This window comes from Streptomyces sp. SYSU D01066-1 (assembly GCF_054956795.1).
Genome location: NZ_JBUDHV010000018.1, coordinates 61,743 through 76,649, shown reverse-complemented (window position 1 = coordinate 76,649; position 14,907 = coordinate 61,743). Strand labels below are relative to the sequence as shown.

Sequence of the window (14,907 nt, the reverse complement as noted above, 5' to 3'; positions counted from 1 at the left end):
ATGAGGGAAGGCGACGCGGAGGGCCGGCTCGTCCGGCCGTTCGCCCTGACCGGCGGGCGGACCCGGCCCAGCCGCGCCGACTTCACCCTCATCACGACGGTGACCGCGGTGCACCCGCCGCCCGAGCGGGCGGCGCGGGGCCAGCCGGAGCACGCCCGCATCCTGCGGCTGTGCGCCGAGCCCGTCGCCGTGGCGGAGCTGGCGGCCCTGCTCGACCTGCCGGTGAGCGTGGTGGTCATCCTCCTCTGCGACCTGCTGGAGGACGGCCGGATCACCGCGCGGGCGCCGCACGCGGTGTCGCACACCACCGCCGACCTGGAAGTGCTGAGGAAAGTGAGGGAAGGTCTTGGCCGGCTCTGACCACACCGGGGCGGCGGCACCCGCCGCCCCCGACGCGGTGAAGATCCTCATCGCCGGCGGCTTCGGCGTCGGCAAGACCACCATGGTCGGGTCGGTCAGCGAGATCGCCCCGCTGCGCACCGAGGAACCGCTCACCATGACGGGCCTCGGCGTCGACGACCTCGCCGGCATCGAGGAGAAACGGTCCACCACGGTGGCGCTGGACTTCGGCCGGATCACCGTCGGCGACGACCTGGTGCTGTACCTGTTCGGTACGCCGGGGCAGCAGCGGTTCTGGTTCATGTGGAACGACCTGGCGATCGGTGCCCTGGGCGCGGTCGTGCTGCTCGACGTGCGCAGACCCGAGTCGAGTTTCGCGGCCATCGACTTCTTCGAGCGGCGGGGCATCCCGTTCGTCGTCGGGGTCAACGGCTTCCACGGGGAGCACCCGTATCCGCCGGAGGAGATCCGCGACGCGCTGGCGCTGCCGGACCACGTCCGGGTGCTGCTGTGCGACGCACGCGAGCGGACCTCCTCACGGGACGTGCTGATCGCCCTGGTCGACGAGCTGATCGCCGCGGCGGGCGGCTGACCGGGGTCAGTCCAGGTTCACCGACGCCAGCCAGCTCCTGGCCACGTCCAGCGGGTCCTTCTTCTCCAGCTGCACCTGGGCGTCGAGGTCGAGGAGCGTCTCGGTGTCCAGCGCGGCGGAGACCGCGTTCAGGGCGGTGACGCCCTCCTCGGAGAGCCCCTCCTTGTTGACCAGCGGGGTGACGTTGGCGAAGCCGAAGAAGTTGTCCGGGTCCTTCAGGACGACGAACTCCTCCTTCACGATGGTCGGGTCCGTGGTGAAGATGTCCGCGGCCTGGACGGTGTTCTCGGTCAGCGCCGCCTGGGTCAGCGGACCGCCCGCGTCCAGTGCCTTGAACGACTTGAACTTCAGCCCGTACTGCGACTCCAGGCCCTTCAGCCCCTGCCGCCGGGTCTGGAACTCGGGCGAGCCGCCGATCACCAGCTCCGGGGCGACGTCCTTCAGGTCGGCGAGCGTCGAGTCCGAGGTGAGCTGGTACTTCTTCGCCGTCGCGGCGTTGACGCTCACCGAGTCCTTGTCCTCGGCGGGCGAGGACTCCAGCAGCGTCAGGCTCTTGTCGAGCGCGGCCTTGGCCGCCGTGTTCACCGCCTCGGCGGAGGTCTGCTCGGCGTCGGCGTCGAGGTAGGCGAGCAGCGAGCCGTTGTACTCGGGCAGGACGGTGACGGAACCGTTCTTCATCAGTCCGTAGGTCGTCTCGCGGCTGCCGATGTTGTGCTTGTAGGTGACCTCGATGCCCTTGGCCTCGAGCGCCTCGCCGTAGATGTCGGCGAGCAGGGTGCTCTCGGCGAAGTTGTTGGAGCCGACGACCACCGTGCCGGCCTTCGCCTTCTCCCCGTCCAGGGGGTTGTCGCCGCCGTCGCCGCCGGAGGAACAGCCCGCGAGCAGCGCCGCCGCGGCCGTGAGCGCGACGGCCGCCGCACCGGTGTGCCTCGTCCTGGACCTGCTGCTTCGTGCCGTGGAAGTCATTCACCGATCCCATCCCGCCGCTTCTCGGTCAGTCAAGAGCGTTCTGATTACGGTTTCCTGACGCTCCGGGAGCCGGACACCGCCCCGGCCAGGAGCCCGGCGGCGGCCTCCGGCGGCTCAGCGCCCGCGGACCCCCGGTGACACCGCCAGCCGGCCGGCCGCCCAGAACAGGGCCAGCGTGACCAGGGCCAGGGCGGCCACCAGCGTGGCCCCGCCCACCACCTTCTCGTAGTCGCGCTGGTAGAGCCCGTCGACGATGTACCGGCCGAGGCCGCCCAGACTGACGTACGCGGCGATGGTGGCCGTCGAGACGATCTGGATGGCCGCCGAGCGCAGTCCGCTGAGGATCAGCGGCAGGGCGACCGGCAGTTCGACCTGGAGCAGGACGCGGGACTCGCGCATGCCCAGGCCGCGGGCGGCGTCCACCGGGGCGGGGTCCACGGAGCGGACCGCCTCGTAGGTGGTGACCAGGATCGGCGGGACGGCGAGGACGACCAGCGGGATCATCACCGGCAGCAGTCCGAAGCCCATCGTGATGACGATCAGCACCAGCAGTCCGAAGCTGGGCAGCGCGCGGGCGGCGGTGGCGACGAGGGCGAGCGCGTTGCCGCCGCGCCCGGTGTGCCCGGTGACCAGGCCGACCGGCAGGCCGATCAGGGCGGCGAGGCCGAGGGCCAGCAGCGAGTACTGGACGTGTTCCAGCAGGCGCTCGGGGATGCCGTCGTAGCCGTGCCAGTGGGCGCTGTCGCTGAAGAAGGCGTTGACGAACTCCAGGACGTTCACTCGGCCACCGCCACCGGGCGCCGGGTGCGGGTGCGGGTGCCGCGCGGCATCCACGGGGTCAGCAGGGCGCGCAGTCCGACCAGGGCCGCGTCGCAGGCGATCGCCAGCAGGGCCGTGGTGATGACGGAGTTGGCGGCCAGTTCGGGCCGGTCGTACTTCTGCGCGGCGGCCAGCAGGTTGCCGAGGGCGCCCTGGTTGCCGATGAGGGCGCCGACGCTGACCAGCGAGATGCTGGAGACGACGGCGACCCGCAGGCCCGCCACGATCGCGGGTACGGCGATCGGCAACTGCACCCGCGCGTAGCGCCGTACGGGTCCGAAGCCCATCGCCGTCGCGGCGGCCAGGGTCTCCCGCGGGACCGAGCGGACGCCGTCGACGATGGCCGGGACCAGGACGACCAGGCTGTAGACGGCCAGCGGGATCATCACGGTCAGCTCGGTCTGGCCGGTGTAGTCGATGAGGACGACGAAGAAGGCCAGGGACGGGATGGCGTAGAGGACCGTCGTCACGCCGAGCACCGGCGGGTACAGCCAGCGGAAGCGGACGCAGAGCTGGGCCAGCGGCAGGGCGAGGACCAGTCCCGCCAGGACCGGCAGCAGGGCCTCGCGCAGATGCAGGCCGATCAGCCCGGGCCAGGTGTTCTGGAGGTCGCTGGGGATGTCGAAGAAGCCGTTCACGACGCGGCTCCGGTGGCGGTGGCGGTCGCGGCGTGTCCCGCGTGCGCGGCGCGGACGGCGTCGCCGATGGCCGTCTGCGAGACGACGCCGGTGACCTTGCCGTCGGCGTCCACGGCGACGGCCCAGCCGGTCGGTGACAGCACCGCGCAGTCCAGGGCGGCGCGCAGCGAGTCGGTGCCGGGCGTGAACGGCCGCCCGTACGGCAGCAGTCGCGCCGGGTCGATGTCGCCCGGGGTGAGGCCGCGCGGCTCGCTCCAGCCGAGCGGGCGGCCGTCGACGTCGGTGACCAGCACGTACGGGGACTTCGCGGCGGCGCCGAGCCGCTTGGCGGTGGCGTCCACCGGCACCACCGGGACGGTCGTCAGCTCCAGGCCGGCGGAGGGGAAGAAGGACAGCCGCCGCACGCCCCGGTCGGCGCCGAGGAAGTCCTCGACGAAGGCGTCGGCGGGGTCGGAGAGCAGTTCGGCCGGGGGCGCGTACTGGGCGAGGCGACCGCCCTCGCGCAGCACCGCGACCATCGTGCCGAGTCTGACGGCCTCGTCGATGTCGTGGGTGACGAAGACGATGGTCTTGCCCAGTTCCTCCTGGATGCGCAGGAGTTCGTCCTGGAGGCCCTTGCGGACCACGGGGTCGACGGCGGAGAACGGCTCGTCCATCAGCAGCACCGGCGGGTCGGCCGCGAGCGCCCGGGCCACGCCGACGCGCTGCTGCTGGCCGCCGGAGAGCTGGTACGGGTAGCGCTCGGCGAGGGAGGGGTCGAGGCCGACCCGCTCCATCAGCTCCGCCGCCCGGTCGCGGGCCTTGCGCTTGCTCCAGCCGAGCAGGCGGGGCACGGTGGCGATGTTGTCGACGATCGTCCGGTGCTGGAAGAGGCCGGCGTTCTGGATGACGTACCCCATGGAGCGGCGCAGGGTGGTGACGGGCTGCCGGGTGACGTCCTCGCCGTCGAGGAGGACGGTGCCCTCGCTGGGCTCGACCATCCTGTTGATCATCCGCAGGGTCGTGGTCTTGCCGCAGCCCGAGGGACCGACCAGGACCGTGATCGAGCGGTCGGGTATCTCCAGCGACAGCCGGTCCACCGCCACCGTGCCGTCCGGGTACCGCTTGGTGACTGATTCCATCCGTATCAAAGCGCCGAATACCCTTCGGGTGGGGCGGACATTCCGGGAAGTGCGGGAAGTATTGGCCAGAGGTCGTACGGGCAGTCGCGGGCGCGGCTGCCGGGTGAGTCTAGACGCGCCCGCCCCGCTCACCTGCCCAGGCCCGCGGGCCGTTACGCCGCCGCCCTCCCGCCCGTCGCCCCGCGCCGCTCCCGGCCGCCCGGCTCCCGGCCCGTCACGCCACCGCCCGCCGGTCCGGTTCCGCCACCGGCAGCCCCGGCGAGCGCAGGACCCGGCGCTCCGCGTCCACCGCGAACACCTCGCAGCCCGCCCGCGCCGCGGCCCAGCCGACGCCCTCGGGGCCCAGGGCGAAGGCGGCGGTGGCGACCGGGTCGGCCTCGGTGAGGGTCGGGGCCACCACCGTCAGGCTGAGCAGGCCGGTCGCCGGTGCCCCGGTACGCCCGTCGAGGATGTGGTCGCCGCGCTCGTAGCGGGCGGAGGTGGCGACCGCCGCGTCGGTGACGCCGAGCACCGCGCACAGCCGGTCGGCATGCTCGGGGTGCCGTATCCCCACCCGCCAGGGGCCGCCGGCGGCGACCACGTCACCGCCGGCGTTGAGGCAGAAGCGGCGTGCCCCGGCCGCCGTCAGCAGTCCGGCCGCCCGCTGCACCGACCAGCCCTTGACCACCGCGCAGGGGTCGAGCCCCCGCCCCGGCAGCCGGGCGTCGAACGCGCCGCCGGTGGCCGCCCGGTACTCCTCGCACAGCGCGAGCACCTCGCGCAGGTCGTCGCTCGTCCGGAACGACTCGCCCCGGTCCAGCCGGCACACCTCGCTGTCGGCCCGGAAGGGGCTGAACCGGGCGTCGACCTCGCGCAGCCAGGCGAAGACGGCGTCGACGGCCCGCTCGGGGACGTCCTCGTCGTCCACCCGCAGGGAGACCGGGAACCCCATGACGTGCTCGACGCGCCGCACCTCAGGTGCCGCTCGCGTCGAGGGCGGCCTGGAGGGACTCCTTGTAGCCGTCGCTGGTGACGGTGGCGCCGGAGACGGTGTCGATGTCGGCGCTCTGCGCCTGGAGGGTCTCCTCGACGAGCTGCGGCACGGCGGCCGTGGTCTGCGGGTGGTTCGGCTGCTGGAGCATGGTGACGGCGGTGATCCGCTCGCCCTCGAAGGTCACCTGGACCTGGACGGGCCCCTTCTCGGTGTTCACGGTCGAACCGGTGACGGTCCGCTCGGCGCTGCCGCCCGAGGAGGACACCGTGGGCGTCGGGGCGGGAGCGGCCTCGGTGGTCGTGGTCGTCGTCGTGGTCGTCGTCTCGGTGGACGGCGCGTACCGCCACACGGGGATCAGCCCCGCGACGCTGAGGACCAGGACGGGAATGGCTCGTTTCACGGCGATGCTCTCGTCTCTCGTCGCCGCCTCAGCCGGCCAGGCTGAAGCGCTCGAAGTGGATCTGCGGCCCGGGCACGCCCAGTTCGCGCAGGCTGCCCAGGACGGCGTTCATCATGGGCGGCGGTCCGCACAGGAAGACGTCGCGGCCGGTGAGGTCGGGGACCAGCCGGGCCAGTTCGGCCGGGGCCAGCCGGTCGGGTACCGGCGGCCCGGTCACCAGGTGCAGTTCGGCGCCCTTGGCGGCGGCGAAGTCGCGCAGTTCGTCGTACAGGACCGCGTCCCGGTCGGCGGTGACCCGGTAGACGACGACGGCGTGGCCGTCCAGCTCCTCAAGCAGCGCCCGGATCGGCGTGACGCCGACGCCGCCCGCGATGAGCACGGCGTCCGGCCGGGTGCGGTGCAGCGCGGTGAAGGCGCCGTAGGGGCCCTCGGCGAAGACCCGGGTGCCGGGCTCGAGGTGCCGTAGCGCGGCCGTCCCGTCGCCGGCCGTCTTGACGGTGAGCCGCAGGGTGCGGCCGTCGGGCGCGGCGGACAGCGAGAAGGGGTTGGCCTGCCACCAGCGGTCCCGGGTGAGGAACCGCCACAGGAAGAACTGCCCCGCCCGCGCGGGCAGCCGGTCCAGGTCCCGTCCGGTGACGTACACGGACACGACCTGGTCGTTCTCCGGTACGACGGCCGTGACGCGCAGCCGGTGCCGCCAGTTGCGCCACAGCGGCAGCGCGAGCCGCCCGGCGAACACCGCGCCCAGCGCGGCGCCCCACAGGACGTACCAGTACGCCGTCCCCCACGACGAGGTCGCGAAGCTGGTCCCGACGGCGACCTGGTGGGTGAAGGCCAGCACCACCGCGACGTACGTGTACAGGTGCAGGAAGTGCCAGGTCTCGTACGCCATCCGGCGCCGCGCGGCACGGGCCGAGGCGCCGCCGATCACGATCAGCAGCGCGAAGGCGACCACCGCCCGCAGCACGCCCTCGACGGTCTCGGCGAGGTCGACGAGCTGGTTCAGCGGGTCCATCCCGGACCCCTGGCCGTACCCGAAGGTGATGAACACGACATGGGCGAGCAGCGTCCACAGCACGCCGAAGCCGGTCCAGCGGTGCCAGGAGGTCAGCCGGTCCATGCCGATGCGGCGGTCCAGCCAGGGCAGCCGGGCCACCAGCAGCAGCTGGAACGCCATGAACAGGGCGCCGTAGAGCCCGGCCAGGCGGCCCAGCACGATCAGCGCGTTGGAGGCGAAGCCGCCCTGGACGAAGAGGACGGCGACGACGGCCGCGTTGGCGGCGAGGAACGCGTACAGGCCGGTGCGGGCCACCACCCGGGGGCGGAGCGCCGGTGCGGGGGGCGGCTGGACGACATGGGGAGCGCGTGGGGCAGTGGTCACGCCCCTGAGCTTGACCCGCGCGCCCTGTCGTTTTCCTGTCGGACGGCTTTCGACTGGTTATCGATTCCGGTACGCCGATGACCTGGGACTCGGCTGTGCGGTTCGGGTGACGCAGTATGGGCGGGTGGAAAAAGTACGACTCCTCGTCGTGGACGACGACCCGCCCATCGCCGACCTGGTCGCCACGGTCGCCCGGTACGAGGGCTGGGAGGCGGTCACCGCGGGCTCCGGCGAGGAGGCGCTGCGCACCGCCGCCGCGTTCCGCCCGGACGTCGTGGTGCTCGACCTGATGCTGCCGGGCATCGACGGCTTCGGCGTCCTGGACCGGCTGCGCCGCTCGGGGACCCAGGTGCCGGTGGTCTTCCTCACCGCCCGCGACCAGGTCGCCGACCGGGTGGCGGGGCTGACCCGGGGCGGTGACGACTACCTGGTCAAGCCGTTCGCGGTGGAGGAGCTGATGGCCCGGCTGCGCACCGTGCTGCGGCGCAGCGCCGGACCCGGTTTCCAGCGCTCGGTGCTGAGCGTGGCCGACCTGACGATGGACGAGGACACCCGCCAGGTGCGGCGCGGCGAGACCCCGCTGTCCCTGACCCCCACCGAGTACGAGGTGCTGCGCTACCTGATGCGCAAGTCCCCGACCGTGCTGACCAAGGCGCAGATCCTGGACCACGTGTGGGAGTACGGCTTCGGCGGCCGGTCCAACGTCGTCGAGCTGGTCATCAGCCGGCTGCGCCGCAAGCTGGACGAGGCGGGCGGCGGCGGTCCGCTGATCCACACGGTGCGCGGCTTCGGGTACGCGCTGCGCCGGGCGGCCCCGTGATACGGCCGGCCCGGCTGGTACGGCGGCTGTGGCGGGCCTACCACGGCTCGCGGCTCGGCACCCGTCTCGCCCTGGGCCTGGGCGCGCTGTCGCTGCTGGCGTTCGCCGTGGTCGGCACGGCGCTGACCACGTACATGCGGGACTACCTGGAGGCGCGGCTCGTCGACCAGATGAAGCTGGCGCAGGTGGTGCAGACCAAGGACGCGGCCGAGCACGGCACGGTGCAGCGCAAGCCGTACTACGGCTGGTACACGGCCGTCTACGACGTCTCCGGCTCCTCGGCCGACCTGCGCAGACCCGCCGAGGTGCCCTCGGACCCGGGTGCGCTGACCGCGCTGGCCGAGGAGATGGCCGGTTCCGGCCAGGACGTCACCCGCACCGTCCTGATCGACGGGCGGGGCTTCTACCTGATGCGGGCCTGCGAGGTGGAGCCCGGGGTGGTGCTGGTCAGCGCCGCGCCGCTGGACGACGTCCAGAACACCATGGACCATCTGATCGCCGTGCAGGTCGTCGCCTTCGGCCTCGCGCTGCTGGCGCTGGTGGTGTTCGGGCGGCGGATGCTGCGGCGCGGGCTGCAGCCGCTGAGCGACATGGCGCGCACCGCGCACGGCATCGCCTCGCACGACCTGACCGAGTCGGCGGCCCGGCTGCCGCTGCGGGACTCCGGACGGGACGGCGGGCGCGAGGTGGCGGAGCTGCGCACCGCGTTCAACGCGATGCTGGAGCACATCGACGACTCCCTCGCGGTACGCGCCGAGGCGGAGCGCCGCCTGCGCCGGTTCGTCGCCGACGCCTCGCACGAACTGCGCACCCCGCTGATGTCGGTACGGGGCTACGCCGACCTCTTCCAGTACGCGGCGGCCAACGAACCCGCCGAACGGGAGAAGCACCTGGCCCGGCTGCGCGCCGAGGCGGCCCGGATGGGCGTGCTCCTGGACGACCTGCTGCTCCTCGCCCGCCTGGACGCGGCCGAGGTGGAGACCCCGCTGCGGATGGCCGACACCGACCTGGCCGACCTGGCCCGGCAGGCCGCCGACGCGTTCCGCGCCTCGCACCCGGGGCGTGAGCTGACGGTGACGGCGCCCGCGGAGCCGGTACGGCTGCGCCTCGCCCCGGGGCGCATCCGCCAGGTCCTGGACAACCTCCTCACCAACGCGGCCGTGCACACCCCGCCCGGCACGGAGGTGTCGCTGCGGGTGGTGCGCGACGCGGACACCGCACGGGTGGAGGTGGCCGACACGGGACCGGGCATCCCGCCCGCCGACCGGGCACGGGTCTTCGACCGCTTCTACCGCGTCGACAAGGCCCGCACCCGCGACCGCGGCGGCAGTGGGCTGGGCCTGGCGGTGGTGCGGTCGCTGGTCGTCGCCCACGGGGGCGGGGTGGAGCTGAGCAGCGCCCCGGGCCACACGGTGTTCACGGTGACGCTGCCCGTGGCGGGCGCGGACATGACCGACGCCAAGACGGCCGACGTGGACCTCACGGCCCGCTGACGGGCTCGGCGCGCTCCCGGCGTCGGCCGGCCCGGGTGGCCGTGGCCACGCTGCTGAACCGTCTGTGGCCGACGGGCCGATGCCGGGACGCGGCGTGTGCGGTCCGGTCCAGGATGGCAACCTGAGTGTGGGAGCATGCGGTGTTCCGGACCAGGACGGAGGAGGGCGGCTGTGATCGACCGATTCGAGGACGGGCTCCTCACGCCGTCGGAGACGTCCTCGTACCTGCAGATCCCGCAGTCGACGCTGCACGGCTGGCTCAAGGGCGAAGCAGCGGGGGCCCCTCTGGTGCACCGAGTCGAGCCGGTGCGTCCCGGACAGCCGTCCGTGCCTTTCGTCGCGGTGGCGGAGGCGTATGTCCTGCGGTCACTGCGCGGGCTGGGACTGCGGATGAGGGAGATCCGCGAAGCGGCCGAGGCCGTGCGGGCCGCCTTCGGCACGCCGTACGGTCTGGTGTCCCAGCGGATCGCGACCGACGGGGTGGACATCTTCGTCGAACACGGCCTGGGCGACCTGCGTCGCGCCCGGGACGGGCAGGCACCCATCCGCGAGGTCGTCGAGGAGTACTTGCGCTACCTGTCCTGGGAAGCGGGTGACGAATTCCCGTGCAGCCTGCGGCTGCGGCAGTACGGGGAGACGGCGCCTGTTGTCATCGATCCGCGGTTCGGACACGGTCTGCCGGTCGTCGAGGCCAACCGGGTACCGGTGAAGGCGCTGACGGACCTGTGGGAGGCGGGGGAATCGGTCGAGGACATCGCCTACGAGTACGAGATGGAGCCGGACCAGGTGGACGCGCTGTGCCGCGCCGTGGTGCGCCTTGCCGCCTGAATTCTTCCTCGACCGAAACCTCGGACGCCGTGTGGCCGAGGAACTGCGGGGGCGCGGCTGGCACGTCCACCGCATCAGCGATGTGTACCCGCTCGACGCACAGGACATCGCCGACGATGTCTGGATCAGGCACGGGCTCGGCCAGGGCTGGGTCCCTCTCAGCAAGGACGGCCGCATCAAGACCCGCGACAAAGAGATCCAGCCTGTGTACGACTTCGCCGCCGTGCTCTTCTACCTCGACAACCAGCAGCTCCGCAGCCTGGAGATGGTCGAGCGGCTGCACGCGCACCGTGATCGGATGTGCGAAGCCGTCGCGAAGGCCGGCCCGGCGGCCTACGCCGTACGTGCCGACCGCATCGACCGCACCTGGCCGTGACCGCCCCACCGGAACGACACGCGGACCCGAACGTCAGCGCCCGGCGGCGAACCGTATGAACGCCGACCACTCCGAGGGACGGAAGACCAGCCGGGCGCGGGCGGGGGCCTTGGAGCCGCGGACGTGGACGGTGGCGGGGGTGGTGGCGATCTCCAGACATTCGCCGCCCTCGTTACCGCTGTGACTGCTCTTGACCCAGGTGAGGTCGGTCGGCACCACCTGGAGTTCCACGTTGCGCAGGCCGGCCAAGCGCGCGAGGTGCTCCAACTGTTCCTTTGCGTCTCCGGCCCACCGAGCGGCCGACGCAGCACGGACTCGTCGATGACAGAGGTGATCATGGGCGGGGGCCGCAGGGCGCGGATCTCCTGTCGAGCCATGCGCGTACCGACTCAGGCGGACCAGGGCACCCGGCACACGTGCGGTCCGTCGCCCTCCGGGCAGAGTCTCCGGAGTACCGCCTTGCGGACCGCCCGCCACACCCGCAGGGAGCACGCCAGGCGGACGTGCAGTTCCACCGCCTCCCGGGGGCCGGGGTCCTGTCCCGGGTGCTCCCAGGCCCACTGGTCTGCCAGGTACTCGTGATCCTGGACAGCGGGGACGACGGTCCGCTCGACGATCCGGGCGCCGCGGGCGGCCGCGGCCTCCTCGACGGCCCGGACGGCCCACGTCCGTTCCTCCGCGTCGCCGTAGAGGCCGAGCGTCAGGGACCTGTTCCGCATCAGCCCGCGTTCTCGGCCGGCTCCAGTCGCAGCGAGATCGAGTTGATGCAGTACCGCTGGTCGGTCGGGGTCGGGTAGCCCTCGCCCTCGAAGACGTGGCCGAGGTGCGAGCCGCAGCGGGCGCAGCGGACCTCCGTGCGGACCATGCCGTGGGAGCGGTCCTCGATCAGCTCGACCGCGGCGGAGTCCTTCGGGTCGTAGAAGGAGGGCCAGCCGCAGTGCGACTCGAACTTCGTGTCCGAGGTGAACAGTTCCGCCCCGCAGGCGCGGCAGGAGTAGACGCCCTTGGTCTTGGTGTCGGTGTACTCACCCGTGAAGGCGGGCTCCGTGCCGGCCTGCCGCAGGACGGCGTACTCGGCCGGGGACAGCTCCGCGCGCCACTGCTCGTCCGGCTTCTCGACGTCGTACGCCATGAGTCCTCAGCTCCCTACTGCTTGTTCAGACGGTCCAGGATCAGCGGGCCGAGGTCGGTGACGTCGCCCGCGCCCATGGTGAGAACGAGATCACCGGGCCGTGCCATTCCCGCGACCGCCTCCGGTACCTGGGCCGCCTCGTGCAGCGGGGTGACGTCGGCGCCGGCCACGCGGGCGGCCTCGACGATCAGGTCACTGGTGACGCCGGGGATCGGGTCCTCGCGGGCCGGGTAGATGTCGAGGACGACGGAGGCGTCGGCCAGCGCGAGGGACTGGCCCATCTCCTTGGCCAGCTCCTGGGTGCGGGAGAACAGGTGCGGCTGGAAGACGACGAGGATGCGGGCGTCGCCGGCCGCCGCCCGCATCGCCTCCAGGTCGGCGGTCATCTCGGTGGGGTGGTGCGCGTAGGAGTCGATGACCTGGACGCCGGCCGCCTCGCCCTTGAGCTGGAGGCGCCGCTTGACGCCGGTGTAGGCGGCGAGGGCGGGGGCCAGTTCGGCGGCCGGGACGCCGAGGGCGGCGCCCGCGGCCAGGGCGGCCACCGCGTTGGAGGCGTAGTGGCGGCCGGGGACGGAGACCGTGAAGGTCAGCTCCGTGCCGTCGAGGACGACGGTGACCTCGCTCTTCAGGCCCTGCGGGACGACGGAGAGGATGCGGACGTCGGCGTCGGCCGCCTCGCCGTACGTCACCGTGCGCACCGTACCGGCCAGGCGGCGGGTCAGTTCGCGGGCGCCCTCGTGGTCGGCGGAGACCACCAGCGTGCCGCCGGGCACGATCCGGCCGGCGAACGTCTGGAAGGACTCGTAGATCTCGTCCATCGAGGCGTAGTTGGCGTGGTGGTCGAGTTCGACGTTGAGGACGATCGCGACCTCGGGGGCGTACTTGTGGAAGCTGCGGTCGCTCTCGTCGGCCTCGGCGACGAAGATCTCGCCGTCGCCGTGCAGGGCGTTGGAGCCGGGCGCGTCCAGGTCGCCGCCGATCGCGTACGAGGGGTCCAGGCCCAAGTGGGACAGGGCGACCGCCAGCATCGAGGTGGTGGTCGTCTTGCCGTGGGTGCCGGCCACCGCGAGCGGACGCGCGCCGTCCATCAGGGCGGCGAGGGCGTCGGAGCGGTGGACGACGGGGACGCCCAGCTCGGCGGCGCGGACCAGCTCCGGGTTGTCGGCGCGGATCGCGGAGGAGACGACGACACAGCTCGCGTCGTCGGCGAGGTGCCCGGCGGCGTGACCGATGTGGACCGTGGCGCCCAGCGCGCGCAGCGCCTCGGCGGTCGCGGAGTCCTTCGCGTCGCTGCCGGCCACCTCGGCGCCGCGCTGGGCGAGGATCTTGGCGATCCCCGACATCCCGGCGCCGCCGATGCCGATGAAGTGCGGTCGGTCCATGGCGGTGGGCAGGCCGGGTGCCATGTGTGTCTCCCTGTGCGTGCTGAGCTGGGTACCGGTGCGCGCCGGTACGGCGGACGTGCAGCGGTCAGCCTATGCGGTGCCCCGCGCGCCCGCCGACCGGCGGGGCCGTTCACGCCTTGCTGTGCGAGAACAGCTTCAGCACCGGGACGCCGACCTTGTGCCGGGCCCGGGAGGCCCAGTCCCGGTGGAAGAACTCCTCCACGTAGTGCGGGTCGGTCAGGACGATCACCTCGTCGGCGCCGACCTCCTCCACCAGGCCCTTCAGCACGTCCAGCGGGTGGTCGTCGATCAGCCGGCCCACCGCCTCGTTGCCCGAGGCGCGCAGCGCGGTGAGGGACACCTCCAGGGCCCGCTGTCCCGTGGTCAGCGCCTCCTCGCCCTCGGGTGTCTCCCCCTCGCGGACGGCCTCGTCCAGTTCGCCGAGCGCGATGTCGTCGATGGCGCGCAGCAGGCGGTCCGCCTGGTCGCCGCGCGGCTGGAGCAGCACGTAGAAGGAGACGGGCTCGTCCCCGTGCAAGGTGGTGACGAACTCCACGTCGGCGGACGTCAGGGCCTTCTCGATCATCAATACGCTTGTGAACACCAGGCGCCCCTTCTCCCTCGCGGGCCCGCGGGCCCCAACCCTCCGTGAGCCGTGTCCGGCCCTGCCGAAACCATCCTGCCCCGCGATCGCTCGGGTACTGCCGCGGAACCAGTGTGCCCGTCGCGGACCAAACGGAACGACATATTCCGATTTTGCCGCGCCTCGTCCGCGCTCCGTCGCGCCCCGTCCGCGTCGTGCTCACGCCCTCCGGTACCTGCTGAAGAGGAAACCTTCCTCCTCCAGCAGGGAGACCAGCTCGAACCGCCGCGGCACCGCGACGGACGGCCCCCCGGCGATCCGCTGCGCGTCCCCCGCCGTCAGCAGCGGGGAGACGGTCAGGCACAGCTCGTCCAGCACTCCGGCCGCGACGAACTGCCCGAGCAGCCGCGGCCCGCCCTCGGTCAGCAGCCGCCGGTGGCCGAGCGCGGCGAGGGCGGCCACGGCACGCGCGGGATCCACACCGGCCCCGTCCCCGGCCACCACCACCCGGGCGCCCGCCCGCTCGGCGGCGGCGACCCGGCCGGCGGGCGCCGCGGCGCCGGTCAGGACCAGCGTGGGGACCAGGGGCGAGGTGAACAGCGGGAGGGAGAAGTCCAGGCCGAGGCCGGCGCTGACCACCGCGATCGCGGGCACCGGGCCCTGTCCGGCGGACTGCCGGGCCGCCGCGAACTCGGCACGCGCGCGGGCCGGGCGGTACCCCTCCTGGCGTACGGTCTCGGCGCCGACGACGACCACGTCCGCCAGCGCCCGCAGCGTGCCGAAGATCCGCATGTCGGCGGCGCTGGAGATGGGCTGGGAGCGGTTGTCGTGCTGGGCGGCCCCGTCGAGCGTGGAGACCATGTTGGCCCGCAGCCACGCCCCGGCCCGGCCGCCGCCGTCCCCGGGGCCGCGGTCCGGTTCCGGATAGGCGTACGCGGCGGCCAGTTCCGCCAGGCTCCACTCCCGGTCACCCCCCTCAAAGGTCTCCGGGCCCGCCGGCGCTGCTGTCTGGTCGGTCACAGGGAACAGGCGTCGCATGCGGTGCAGTGTTCCACGGC

General features: G+C 72.9%; 19 protein-coding genes. 6 read left to right on the top strand and 13 right to left on the bottom strand.

Annotation, left to right across the window (positions count from 1 at the left end; genetic code table 11):
* Complete coding sequence (locus ACY1JF_RS18535; protein ID WP_462706254.1) at positions 1-360, top strand: DUF742 domain-containing protein; 360 nt, start codon at positions 1-3, stop codon at positions 358-360.
* On the top strand, positions 347-931 hold the full coding sequence (locus ACY1JF_RS18530; RefSeq protein ID WP_462706253.1) for a GTP-binding protein: 585 nt from the start codon (positions 347-349) through the stop codon (positions 929-931). Before ACY1JF_RS18535 ends, ACY1JF_RS18530 begins: the two co-directional genes overlap by 14 nt.
* A gap of 6 nt (positions 932-937) precedes the next feature.
* On the opposite strand, the gene ACY1JF_RS18525 is transcribed toward ACY1JF_RS18530, so the two are convergent.
* The 7 genes from ACY1JF_RS18525 to ACY1JF_RS18495 all read right to left on the bottom strand — a co-directional run bounded on the left by ACY1JF_RS18525 (position 938) and on the right by ACY1JF_RS18495 (position 7,163).
* Positions 938-1,897 (bottom strand): ABC transporter substrate-binding protein, encoded by a 960-nt coding sequence (locus ACY1JF_RS18525; RefSeq protein WP_462706252.1) that lies wholly within the window; start codon positions 1,895-1,897, stop codon positions 938-940.
* Between the two features lie 117 nt (positions 1,898-2,014).
* The gene (locus ACY1JF_RS18520; protein WP_462706251.1) at positions 2,015-2,680 is read right to left on the bottom strand and encodes an ABC transporter permease; all 666 of its coding nucleotides are present in this window, start codon (positions 2,678-2,680) and stop codon (positions 2,015-2,017) included.
* Positions 2,677-3,357, bottom strand: coding sequence for an ABC transporter permease (locus ACY1JF_RS18515; RefSeq protein WP_462706250.1), 681 nt, complete (start codon positions 3,355-3,357; stop codon positions 2,677-2,679). Before ACY1JF_RS18515 ends, ACY1JF_RS18520 begins: the two co-directional genes overlap by 4 nt.
* Positions 3,354-4,487: an ABC transporter ATP-binding protein gene (locus tag ACY1JF_RS18510; RefSeq protein WP_462706249.1), complete on the bottom strand. Its 1,134-nt coding sequence runs from the start codon at positions 4,485-4,487 to the stop codon at positions 3,354-3,356. Before ACY1JF_RS18510 ends, ACY1JF_RS18515 begins: the two co-directional genes overlap by 4 nt.
* 205 nt (positions 4,488-4,692) lie before the next feature.
* The gene (locus tag ACY1JF_RS18505; protein WP_462706248.1) at positions 4,693-5,409 is read right to left on the bottom strand and encodes an FAD:protein FMN transferase; all 717 of its coding nucleotides are present in this window, start codon (positions 5,407-5,409) and stop codon (positions 4,693-4,695) included.
* A 22-nt stretch (positions 5,410-5,431) separates the two neighbouring features.
* A complete protein-coding gene (locus ACY1JF_RS18500) occupies positions 5,432-5,851 on the bottom strand; it encodes an FMN-binding protein (RefSeq protein WP_462706247.1) in 420 nt (139 codons plus the stop codon).
* A gap of 28 nt (positions 5,852-5,879) precedes the next feature.
* Entirely contained in the window at positions 5,880-7,163 is a 1,284-nt protein-coding gene (locus ACY1JF_RS18495; RefSeq protein ID WP_462706293.1) for a ferredoxin reductase family protein, read from the bottom strand.
* 193 nt (positions 7,164-7,356) lie between these two features.
* Between ACY1JF_RS18495 and ACY1JF_RS18490 the strand changes: the two genes are divergently transcribed.
* The 4 genes from ACY1JF_RS18490 (at position 7,357) to ACY1JF_RS18475 (ending at position 10,749) form a co-directional block, all read left to right on the top strand.
* The gene (locus tag ACY1JF_RS18490; RefSeq protein WP_462706246.1) at positions 7,357-8,052 is read left to right on the top strand and encodes a response regulator transcription factor; all 696 of its coding nucleotides are present in this window, start codon (positions 7,357-7,359) and stop codon (positions 8,050-8,052) included.
* Between the two features lie 14 nt (positions 8,053-8,066).
* Positions 8,067-9,545, top strand: coding sequence for a sensor histidine kinase (locus ACY1JF_RS18485; RefSeq protein WP_462706292.1), 1,479 nt, complete (start codon positions 8,067-8,069; stop codon positions 9,543-9,545).
* Positions 9,546-9,716: 171 nt separating this feature from the next.
* Positions 9,717-10,373 carry a DUF433 domain-containing protein gene (locus tag ACY1JF_RS18480; protein ID WP_462706245.1) on the top strand — a complete coding sequence of 219 codons (657 nt, stop codon included), beginning with the start codon at positions 9,717-9,719 and terminating at the stop codon, positions 10,371-10,373.
* 31 nt (positions 10,374-10,404) lie between these two features.
* Positions 10,405-10,749, top strand: coding sequence for a PIN-like domain-containing protein (locus tag ACY1JF_RS18475; protein ID WP_462706244.1), 345 nt, complete (start codon positions 10,405-10,407; stop codon positions 10,747-10,749).
* Positions 10,750-10,782: 33 nt separating this feature from the next.
* Here the strand turns inward: ACY1JF_RS18475 and ACY1JF_RS18470 are convergent, their stop codons facing one another.
* The 6 genes from ACY1JF_RS18470 to ACY1JF_RS18445 all read right to left on the bottom strand — a co-directional run bounded on the left by ACY1JF_RS18470 (position 10,783) and on the right by ACY1JF_RS18445 (position 14,887).
* A complete protein-coding gene (locus tag ACY1JF_RS18470) occupies positions 10,783-11,016 on the bottom strand; it encodes a DUF397 domain-containing protein (RefSeq protein WP_462706243.1) in 234 nt (77 codons plus the stop codon).
* A gap of 122 nt (positions 11,017-11,138) precedes the next feature.
* A complete protein-coding gene (locus ACY1JF_RS18465; protein WP_462706242.1) occupies positions 11,139-11,468 on the bottom strand; it encodes a hypothetical protein in 330 nt (109 codons plus the stop codon).
* Positions 11,468-11,881 carry a peptide-methionine (R)-S-oxide reductase MsrB gene (msrB, locus tag ACY1JF_RS18460; protein ID WP_462706241.1) on the bottom strand — a complete coding sequence of 138 codons (414 nt, stop codon included), beginning with the start codon at positions 11,879-11,881 and terminating at the stop codon, positions 11,468-11,470. Before msrB ends, ACY1JF_RS18465 begins: the two co-directional genes overlap by 1 nt.
* Before the next feature lie 14 nt (positions 11,882-11,895).
* Positions 11,896-13,287 (bottom strand): UDP-N-acetylmuramate--L-alanine ligase, encoded by a 1,392-nt coding sequence (murC, locus tag ACY1JF_RS18455; protein ID WP_462706240.1) that lies wholly within the window; start codon positions 13,285-13,287, stop codon positions 11,896-11,898.
* A gap of 109 nt (positions 13,288-13,396) precedes the next feature.
* Complete coding sequence (locus ACY1JF_RS18450; RefSeq protein ID WP_462706239.1) at positions 13,397-13,870, bottom strand: indole-3-glycerol phosphate synthase; 474 nt, start codon at positions 13,868-13,870, stop codon at positions 13,397-13,399.
* Positions 13,871-14,068: 198 nt separating this feature from the next.
* On the bottom strand, positions 14,069-14,887 hold the full coding sequence (locus ACY1JF_RS18445; protein WP_462706238.1) for a pyrimidine reductase family protein: 819 nt from the start codon (positions 14,885-14,887) through the stop codon (positions 14,069-14,071).
* Between the last annotated feature and the right edge of the window lie 20 nt (positions 14,888-14,907).